This window comes from Pseudomonas sp. Irchel 3E13, assembly GCF_900187455.1.
GTDB lineage: Bacteria > Pseudomonadota > Gammaproteobacteria > Pseudomonadales > Pseudomonadaceae > Aquipseudomonas.
Genome location: NZ_FYDX01000005.1, coordinates 348,915 through 358,356 on the forward strand (window position 1 = coordinate 348,915; position 9,442 = coordinate 358,356).

A 9,442-nucleotide genomic window follows, 5' to 3' on the forward strand; every position below is an offset into this window, starting at 1 on the left:
GAGTTGAAAGACGCGCTCAAGGCGCATCTGAAGGCCCATCTGCCCGAGTTCATGGTCCCCAGCCACTTCGTACTGCTGGAGAAAATGCCGCTGAGCGCCAACGGCAAGCTGGACCGCCGTGCGCTGCCGAAGCCGGATATCAGCCAGTCACAAGCCGCCTATGTCGCGCCGGCGAATGCGCTGGAAACCCAACTGGCCGCGATCTGGGCCGACGTCCTCAAGCTGGAGAAAGTCGGCGTTACCGACAACTTCTTCGAGCTGGGCGGCGACTCGATCATCTCCATTCAGGTGGTCAGCCGTGCGCGTCAGGCGGGCATCGTGTTCAGCCCCAAAGACCTGTTCCAGCGCCAGACCGTGCAGGGCATCGCCCAGGTGGCGAGCCGTGCTTCGGCGGTGCAGGCCGAGCAGGGGCCGGTTGTCGGTGAGGCGCCGTTGACGCCGATCCAGCGCTGGTTCTTCGACAGCGAGATTCCGCAACCGCACCAGTGGAACCAGGCGCTGATGCTGGCGCCGCGTGAAGCGTTGCAGGCTGATGTGCTGGCGGCGGCGTTGCAGGCCGTGCTGGCTCAGCATGATGTCCTGCGGGCGCGCTTCAGCCGGGACGGCGCGTATTTCCAGGCGCAGGCCACCGAGTCGTTGTGGGTGCGCGAACTGTCCAGCCGCGATCAGTTGACCGCACTGGCCGATGACGCCCAACGCAGCCTAGATCTGCAAAACGGTCCGCTGCTGCGCGCGCTGTTGGTCAACCTGCCCGAGGACGAGCAGCGCCTGCTGCTGGTGATCCATCACCTGGTGGTGGACGGCGTGTCCTGGCGGATCCTGCTGGAAGACTTGCAGAACGCCTATGCCGCCCTGGCGACCGGCGCCGCGCTGGCCTTGCCACGCAAGACCAGCTCGTTCAAGCACTGGGCCGAGCAGTTGCAACGCCATGCCGGCAGCCCGGCGCTGGCGGCGCAACTGGGCTGGTGGCAGGCGCAGTTGCAAGGCGTCAGCGATGAGCTGCCGTGCGACCGCGTCGACGGCAGCCAGCAGCAGCGGCATGCGCTGTCGGTCGCGACGCGACTCGACCGCGAGCTGACTCGCCAATTGCTGCAGGACGCTCCCGCGGCCTACCGCACGCAGATCAACGACCTGCTGTTGACCGCGCTGGCGCGAGTCATCGCGCGCTGGACCGGCCGCGCCGAAACCTTGGTGCGCCTGGAAGGCCATGGCCGCGAAGAGCTGTTCGACGACCTGGACATCACCCGCACCGTCGGCTGGTTCACCAGCCTGTATCCGGTGAAGCTGACCCCGGCGCTGGAACTGGCCGACTCGATCAAGGCGATCAAGGAGCAACTGCGCGCGGTGCCGGACAAGGGCATCGGTTACGGCGTGCTGCGTCATCTGGGTGACGACCAGGCGCGGCGCACCCTCGGCGCGCTGGCGCAAGGCAACATCGTCTTCAACTACCTCGGCCAGTTCGATGCCGGTGTCAGTGACGGCCTGTTGGTTCCGGCCAGCGAAAGCTGTGGCCAGGGCGTCAGCCCGCTGGCGCCGCTGGGCAGCCTGCTGAGCATCGACGGCCAGGTCGCCGGCGGCGAACTGTCGCTGGCCTGGACCTTCAGTGGCGAGGTGTTCGACCCGGCGACCATCCAGCGTCTGGCGGACGACTACGCCGACGAACTGGCCCGATTGATCGCGCACTGTGTCAGCGCTGGCGTGGGCGGCGTGACGCCGTCGGACTTCCCGCTGGCCGGCCTGAGCCAACTGCAACTGGACCAGTTCCCGCTGGCGGCCGGCGAGATCGCCGACCTGTATCCACTGTCGCCGATGCAGCAGGGCATGCTGTTCCACAGCCTGTTCGAGCAAGAAGGCGCCAGCTACATCAACCAGATGCGCGCCGACGTGCGCGGCCTCGATGTGCCGCGCTTCCAGGCGGCGTGGCAGGCGGTGGTGGACAGCCATGACGTGCTGCGGGCGAATTTCGTCAGCAGTTTCGGCCAGCCGTTGCAGGTGATCCGCAAACAACTGGCAGTGCCGTTCGAGGTTCAGGACTGGCGCGGCCGCGTCGACCTGCCGGCGGCGCTTGCCGCCTACGCCGAGGCCGACAAGCAGCGTGGTTTCGATCTGGAGCGCGAGGCCCTGTTGCGCCTGACCCTGTTGCGCACCGGTGAGAACAGTTGGCATCTGGTGTACACCAGCCACCATATCCTGCTCGACGGCTGGAGCAGTTCGCGCCTGCTGGGCGAGGTGCTGATGCACTACCGCGGCGAAGCGGTGCCGGCGCCACGCGGTCGCTACCAGGATTACATCCAGTGGCTGCACGGCCAGGATGCCCAGGCCAGTGAACGCTTCTGGAGCGAACAACTGGCTGAGCTGGATGAGCCGACCCGTCTGGTGCCGTGCTTCCACGCGGCGGAGCAGGGACGGGGACATGGCGAGCACCGCCATGTCTTCGCCGAGGCCGCGAATACGCGTCTGGGCGAGTTCGCCCGGGATCAGCGCGTGACCCTCAACACCTTGCTGCAAGCAGCGTGGATGTTGCTGCTGCAACGCTACACCGGCCAGGCCAGCGTCACCTTCGGCGCCACTGTGGCCGGGCGTCCGGCGGACCTGCCGGGTGTCGAAGAGCAGCTTGGTCTGTTCATCAACACCCTGCCGGTGGCGGGCAGCCCGCGTGCCGAGCAGACCGTGGGCGAATGGGTGCAGCAAGTGCAGGCCCTCAACCTGGCCCTGCGCGAGCACGAACATTCGCCGCTGTACGAAGTCCAGCGCTGGGCGGGCTGGGGTGGCGAGTCGCTGTTCGACTCGATCATGGTCTTCGAGAACTACCCGATCGCCGAGGCGCTGCAACAGGCATCGCCGCAGTCGCTGGTGTTCGACAACGTGATCGCGCAGGAGCAGACCCACTATCCGCTGACCCTGGCTGTGGAGGCGGGCGAGCGACTGGTGCTGTCGATGAGTTATGACCGCGGTCATTTCGATGCGCCGGCCATCACGCAACTGGCCAGGCATTTCGAACACCTGTTGCAGGCGTTGGCCAGCGACGCCCGGGCATTGCTGGGCGAACTGCCGCTGCTGGACGACGCCGAGCGCCAGCACTTGCTTCAGGACTGGAATGACACGGCAGTGGCCTTTGCCGACGCACCGATTCATGACCTGATCGAGGCGCAGGTGCAAGCCACACCGGACGCCGTGGCGCTGATCCTTGGCGAACGGCAACTGAGCTACGCCGAACTGGACCGTCAGGCCAATCGTCTGGCGCACCGTCTGCGTGAACTGGGCGTGGGCCCGGACGTGCTGGTGGGGATCTCGCTGGAGCGCAGCCTGGAAATGGTGGTCGGCTTGCTGGCGATCCTCAAGGCCGGCGGCGCTTATGTGCCTCTGGACCCGGCGTACCCGCGTGAGCGTCTGGATTACATGCTGCGCGACAGTGGCATTCGCCTGTTGCTGACCCAGTCGTCGCTGCTGGCGCAATTGCCGGTGAGCGAGCAGGTGCGCAGCCTGGAACTGGACCTGCTGATCGACTGGCAGGACAGCACTGACATCGCGCCGCCGCAGGTTCACCTGCACCCGGATAACCTCGCCTACGTGATCTACACCTCCGGCTCCACTGGCCGGCCAAAAGGCGTGGAAATCCGCCATGGCGCGCTGACCAACCACATGCTGTGGATGCAGAACGAGCTGAAACTGGCACCGCATGACCGCGTGCTGCAGAAGACCGCGTTCAGCTTCGACGCCTCGGTTTGGGAATTCTGGCTGCCGCTGCTGAACGGCGCGCAACTGGTCCTCGCCAGCCCGGCGCTGAGCGATGATTTGTCGTTGCTCTGGAGCGAAGTGGCCGAGCACCAGATCAGCATCCTGCAATTGGCGCCGTCGGTACTTCAGGCGTTGTTGCCGGACGTGAAGGGCGGCCAACTGGATTCGCTGCGCACCCTGGCCTTCGGTGGCGAGGGGCTGAGCGCGGCGCTGGTGGAGCAACTGCGTCAGCAGTGGAACGGTCAGGTCTACAACCTGTACGGCCCGACCGAAGCGACCATCGACACCAGCAGCCTGCTGATCGAGGGGCCGGTGGACACGGCGATCGCTGCCATCGGCCGGCCGATCAGCAACGTGCGCACCTATGTGCTGGACGCCAACTTGCAGGTCTGCCCGGTGGGTAGCGCCGGCGAGCTGTACGTCGGCGGCGACTCGCTGGCCCGTGGTTATCACCAGCGTCCAGACCTGACGGCCGAGCGTTTCGTGCCGGATCCGTTCACCCCGGGCGCCCGTCTGTACCGCACCGGCGACCTGGTGCGCTACCGCGCCGACGGCGTGATCGACTACCTCGGTCGTATCGACCATCAGGTGAAGATTCGCGGTTTGCGTATCGAACTGGGAGAGATCGAAGCGCAGATCCTCCGGCATGCCGCCGTCCGCGAGGCGGTGGTGCTGGCGAAGGAAACCGCGAATGGCACGCAACTGGTGGCCTGGGTCGTGGGTGGTCAGGGCGACGAACTGGTCGCCGAGCTCAAGGCGCTGCTGGGCCAGGACCTGCCGGGCTTCATGGTGCCGACGCAGTGGCTGTTCCTTGAACAGTTGCCGCTGACGCCGAACGGCAAGCTCGATCGCAAGGCCCTGCCGCAACCGGACATTGGCCATGCGCACGCGGCCTATGTCGCACCGGCCACCGAGCTGGAGCGACAACTGGCGGCGATCTGGGCCGACGTCCTGAAAGTCGAGAAGGTCGGCATGAGCGACGACTTCTTCGAACTGGGCGGGCACTCGTTGCTGGCGACGCAAATCGTCAGCCGGGTGCAGAAGGAACTGGGGCATCACGTGCCGCTGCGGGCGATGTTCGAACTCAACACCTTGCAGGCGTTGGCGCAGTACATCGACGGCCAGCAAGACACGCGCATCGACGAGGCCAAGGTCGACCGCCTGTCGGACCTGATGGCGGAACTGGAGGCGCTTTAAGCCGCGGGCGGGCGTTGCGGAAAAAAGCTGTCGCACGCTGTAAATCCGCGACGCCCTGACGCGTTTTTCAAGGAAGGAATGAATGCCTGTTTCACCCGCATCAACGCCGGGTGAAACAGGCGGCTAACGGTTCGCCTCATCCACTCTTTTTGAGGGTTGCACAGATGTCAGTCGCTATCAGGTTTACCGAAGGTCAGGACGCCGACGAGACGCTCTACGAGTTCGACGAGTCGCCGCTGCTGGCCCGGCAAAGCCGCCAGGAATCCAACGCGCGCAGCTATCCGCGACGCATCCCGCTGGCGCTGAAACGCGCCAAGGGCCTGCACGTCGAGGACGTCGAAGGTCGCCGTTTCATCGACTGCCTGGCCGGTGCCGGCACCCTGGCGCTGGGCCACAACCACCCGGTGGTGATCGAGGCCATTCAACAAGTGCTGGCGGATGAACTGCCGCTGCACACTCTGGACCTCACCACGCCGGTGAAGGACCAGTTCGTCCAGGACCTGTTCAGCATCCTGCCGCCGGCGCTGGCGGCGGAAGCGAAGATCCAGTTCTGCGGCCCGACCGGCACCGACGCGGTGGAAGCCGCGCTGAAACTGGTGCGCACCGCCACCGGGCGCAGCACCGTGCTGTCGTTCCAGGGCGGTTATCACGGCATGAGCCAGGGCGCGCTGAGCCTGATGGGCAGCCTGGGGCCGAAACGTCCACTGGGCGCGCTGCTCACCAGCGGCGTGCAATTCATGCCCTATCCCTACGACTACCGTTGCCCGTTCGGGCTCGGCGGCGCGGCCGGGGTCAAGGCCAACCTGAATTACCTGCAGAACCTGCTGAGCGACCCGGAAGCCGGCGTGCAACTGCCGGCGGCGGTGATCGTCGAGGTGGTGCAGGGCGAGGGCGGCGTGATTCCGGCGGACCTCGACTGGCTGCGCGGTGTGCGCGCCATCACCGAGAAAGCCGGCGTGGCGCTGATCGTCGATGAAATCCAGAGCGGCTTTGCCCGTACCGGCAAGATGTTCGCCTTCGAACACGCCGGCATCATCCCGGACGTGGTGGTCATGTCCAAGGCCATCGGCGGCAGCCTGCCGCTGGCGGTAATGGTCTATCGGGAGTGGCTGGACACGTGGTCGCCGGGCGCCCATGCCGGCACCTTCCGTGGCAATCAGATGGCGATGGCCGCGGGTTCGGCGGTGATTCGCTACCTCAAGGAGCACAACGTCTGCGAGCACGCCGCCGCCATGGGCGAGCGCCTGAGCGCACACCTGCACGACCTGCAACAGGATTATCCGCAACTGGGTGATATCCGTGGACGCGGGTTGATGCTGGGCGTCGAACTGGTGGACCCGAGCGGCGAGCCGGATGCCCGCGGTCACGCGCCGTACTTCCCGCGCCTGGCGCCGCTGGTGCAGCGCGAATGCCTCAAGCGCGGGCTGATTCTCGAGCTGGGTGGCCGGCATGGCAGCGTGGTGCGCTTCCTGCCGCCGCTGGTGATCACCGCCGAGCAGATCGATGAAGTCTCGGCCATTTTCGGCCGTGCCCTGGCTGCCGCGGTGGCCAGCCTGTAATTTTCTGGCGTAGCGATACGTTCATTCCACAAGAGGGCCGCGCGGGTGGCGCGGCCTGGCTTGATAACGACGGAGAGCAACAATGACTTCAGTATTTGACCGCGACGACATCGTGTTCCAGGTAGTGGTCAACCACGAGGAGCAATATTCCATCTGGCCGGAGTACAAGGAAGTACCGAGCGGCTGGCGCACCGTGGGCAAGAGCGGGCTGAAGAAGGACTGCCTGGCCTACATCGAAGAGGTGTGGACCGACATGCGTCCGCTGAGCCTGCGGCAGAAGATGGAGGCGCAGGCCGCGCAGTGAGTGAGCGCGGCTTGTGAAAACGCCCCGGTTTTTGGCCGGGGCGTTTTTGTTTCCGGGGCGGTCTCGCTTAAACCAGTGAGTCCGCCTTCATGCGCTTGCGTTCTTCCTTGGTCGTGCGTTTCAACGCCGCCGCTGTTGCCAGTGCGGTGCGCTTGCTCCAGATCAGCAGGCCGCTGAGGACCATCATCGACAACAGCAGGCCGAAGAACGCCCAGATCAGCTTGATCCAGATGCCGCCGAAATCGCCGGTGTGCAGCGGGCGCATCGATTCGGTGACGAACTCCAGCGGTGTGCGGTCCGAGAGCAGGCGCGAAGAGGTGATTTCGCCGGTATAGGGGTGGATTTCCACCATCTGGTACATCAACGGATACCAACTGCGCCCGGCAGCCACCAGGGTGCCGTAGGTGTTGCTCGGCAACAGCACGTTGCTGCCGTCCAGGCCCGGTACTTTTTCCTGGGCGATGCTCAGGGCCCGATCGAGGCTGATCATTGGCGGTGGCGTGCCATCGGTGCTCAGTGGAACGCTGTCGTGGGCGATCACCGAGGACACCGGGGAGTAGCTGGAAATACTGATCTGGTTGTCGCCCAGGATCGCCTGGATCAGGAACCAGGTGCCGGTGATGGAGATGACCGCGATGAACCAGATCGACCAGATTCCGCTCAGGCGGTGGAAGTCGCCCCAGAAGATCCGTGCACCGTGGCTGAAACGCAGGACCGGTTTGAAGAATCCCTTCCAGAACCGCTTGTAGACCACTAGCCCGGTAATCAGCGAGGCCAGCATCGGCAAGCCGAGGATGGAAACCAGGTACCAGCCCCAGGAATAGCCGCTGGTCATCGGCACCAGCCACCAGCCATGCAGGGCTCGGGTGAAGCGGCGGAAGTCGAAGTTGGGGACGTAGCCCTGGATGTCGCCGGTGTAAGGGTTGACGTAGGCGATGGTGGCGCGGCCGTCAGGGAAGGTCACGGAGACGTTCAGGGCGAAGTAGTCACCGTCCGGCTGGAAGAAGGTGCCGACGATGGCTTCCGGGTGGGTCGTGGCAAGGTTGTTCCTGACCTGCTCGAAGCTCAGGCGCTCGGCGTCATCCGAGGGCGGGTTGGCGCGCATTTCGGGGTTGGCCAGCCACATGATTTCCTTGCTGACCACCGCCAGGGTGCCCGTCACGCAGACGATCAGCACGAAAAACCAGATCGGCAGCGCCAGCCAACTGTGCACCAGGAACCAGATTTTCGAACGGGACTTCTTCGACATGGGGTAACGCTCTCGCTGCAAGCTCCAGGGGCGCGCCCCGGGCTTTCGGTGTCGGTGAAAGCGGCCGCCGCGGCCGCTGCATCCTTACCTGAACGAGTAACGGCGGGCTGGCTTTAAGGAAAAGATGTAACAGAGATGCAAGCAGATGTTTCACGGAGGTAAGACCGGCGGACTTAATTTTCCGCCAAGGCCGTACGTTCCATCAGGACACCGGTGTCGCGCCTGACCGCTGGGGCTCGGGCGATTGCACCCTTCAGGGAGAAATTTCATGAGTCATGCGTTGAGTTTGGACATCCGACCCTTGCTGGCCGGGGCGGGCACCTTGCCCATGTTGATCGAGGCGCCTGAACCCGGCCTGGATCTGATGGAAGCGCTGGGCGAGTTCAAGCCGCTGGTGGCGCAGCACCTGTACACCGCCGGCGGCATCCTGTTCCGTGGTTTCGAGGTGGGCGGTGCCGAGCGCTTTCGCGAGTTCGCCGCGGGTTTCGGTGACCCGCTGCTCAGCTACGAGTTCGGCTCCACGCCGCGCAGCAACGTGACCAAGGGCGTCTACACCTCCACCGAGTACCCGGCGCACCAGAGCATCCCGTTGCACAACGAGCAGGCCTACACCCTCGATTGGCCGATGCGCATCTGGTTCTACAGCATGATCGCCGCCGAGACCGGCGGCGAGACGCCGATTGCCGACAGCCGCGAGGTCTACCGCAAGATCCCGGCGCGGATCCGCGATCGCTTCATCGAGAAGAAGCTGATGTACGTGCGCAACTACGGCAACGGCCTCGACGTGGATTGGAGCCAGGTGTTCAACACCGAGGACGAAAGCGTGGTCGAGGCCTATTGCCGCGCGCATTCGATCCAGTGCGAGTGGAAGGACGACGGCGAGCTGCGCACCCGGCAGATCTGCCAGTCGGTGGCGCGCCACCCGGTCACCCAGGACAGGGTCTGGTTCAACCAGGCGCACCTGTTCCACATCTCCAATTTGCAGGCGGAAGTGCGGGAAAGCCTGCTGGACGTGGTGGACGAGGAAGACCTGCCGCGTAACGTCTATTACGGCGACGGCTCGCCGATCGAGGTCGATCTGCTCGACGAAGTGCGCGGCGTGCTGGACGAGTGCACCATCAAGTTCCCGTGGCTGGAGAACGACGTGATGATGCTCGACAACATGCTCGCGGCCCATGCGCGCTCGCCGTTCACCGGCAAGCGCAAGGTGGTGGTGGCGATGGCGCAGGGGCATTCCGAGCGCTGATTTACGGTTTTCAGGGTGTGTGGGCGCTTCGCGAGCAAGCTCGCTCCTAAGGGGTTTGGTCCTGGTAGGAGCGAGCTTGCTCGCGAAGGGCTCCCTTGGTCCCCACACCTTCATTCCTTGCTAAATATTTCCATTCCTATTCGTTCTTG

5 protein-coding genes are annotated in these 9,442 nt (G+C 64.9%); 4 read left to right on the forward strand and 1 reads right to left on the reverse strand.

From position 1 onward, the window contains the following. The 3 genes from CKW37_RS10685 to CKW37_RS10695 all read left to right on the forward strand — a co-directional run. Positions 1-4,935: non-ribosomal peptide synthetase (locus tag CKW37_RS10685; protein ID WP_143501974.1), on the forward strand; the 4,935-nt coding region annotated here is incomplete at its 5' end. A 164-nt stretch (positions 4,936-5,099) separates the two neighbouring features. Beyond that, the gene (locus CKW37_RS10690; protein WP_095155657.1) at positions 5,100-6,494 is read left to right on the forward strand and encodes an aspartate aminotransferase family protein; all 1,395 of its coding nucleotides are present in this window, start codon (positions 5,100-5,102) and stop codon (positions 6,492-6,494) included. 82 nt (positions 6,495-6,576) lie between these two features. Beyond that, positions 6,577-6,798: an MbtH family protein gene (locus tag CKW37_RS10695; protein WP_095155658.1), complete on the forward strand. Its 222-nt coding sequence runs from the start codon at positions 6,577-6,579 to the stop codon at positions 6,796-6,798. A 67-nt stretch (positions 6,799-6,865) separates the two neighbouring features. On the opposite strand, the gene CKW37_RS10700 is transcribed toward CKW37_RS10695, so the two are convergent. Continuing rightward, a complete protein-coding gene (locus CKW37_RS10700) occupies positions 6,866-8,047 on the reverse strand; it encodes a PepSY domain-containing protein (RefSeq protein WP_095155659.1) in 1,182 nt (393 codons plus the stop codon). A 268-nt stretch (positions 8,048-8,315) separates the two neighbouring features. On the opposite strand from CKW37_RS10700, the gene CKW37_RS10705 reads away from it, so the two are divergent. Then, positions 8,316-9,293, forward strand: coding sequence for a TauD/TfdA family dioxygenase (locus CKW37_RS10705; protein WP_095155660.1), 978 nt, complete (start codon positions 8,316-8,318; stop codon positions 9,291-9,293). Positions 9,294-9,442 lie beyond the last annotated feature (149 nt).

Bases quoted from the DNA above. Each gene is read 5' to 3' on its own strand.
- CKW37_RS10705 (WP_095155660.1), top strand. From the start codon at position 8,316: ATGAGTCATGCGTTGAGTTTGGACATCCGACCCTTGCTGGCCGGGGCG.
- CKW37_RS10690 (WP_095155657.1), top strand. From the start codon at position 5,100: ATGTCAGTCGCTATCAGGTTTACCGAAGGTCAGGACGCCGACGAGACG.
- CKW37_RS10695 (WP_095155658.1), top strand. From the start codon at position 6,577: ATGACTTCAGTATTTGACCGCGACGACATCGTGTTCCAGGTAGTGGTC.
- CKW37_RS10700 (WP_095155659.1), bottom strand. From the start codon at position 8,047: ATGTCGAAGAAGTCCCGTTCGAAAATCTGGTTCCTGGTGCACAGTTGG.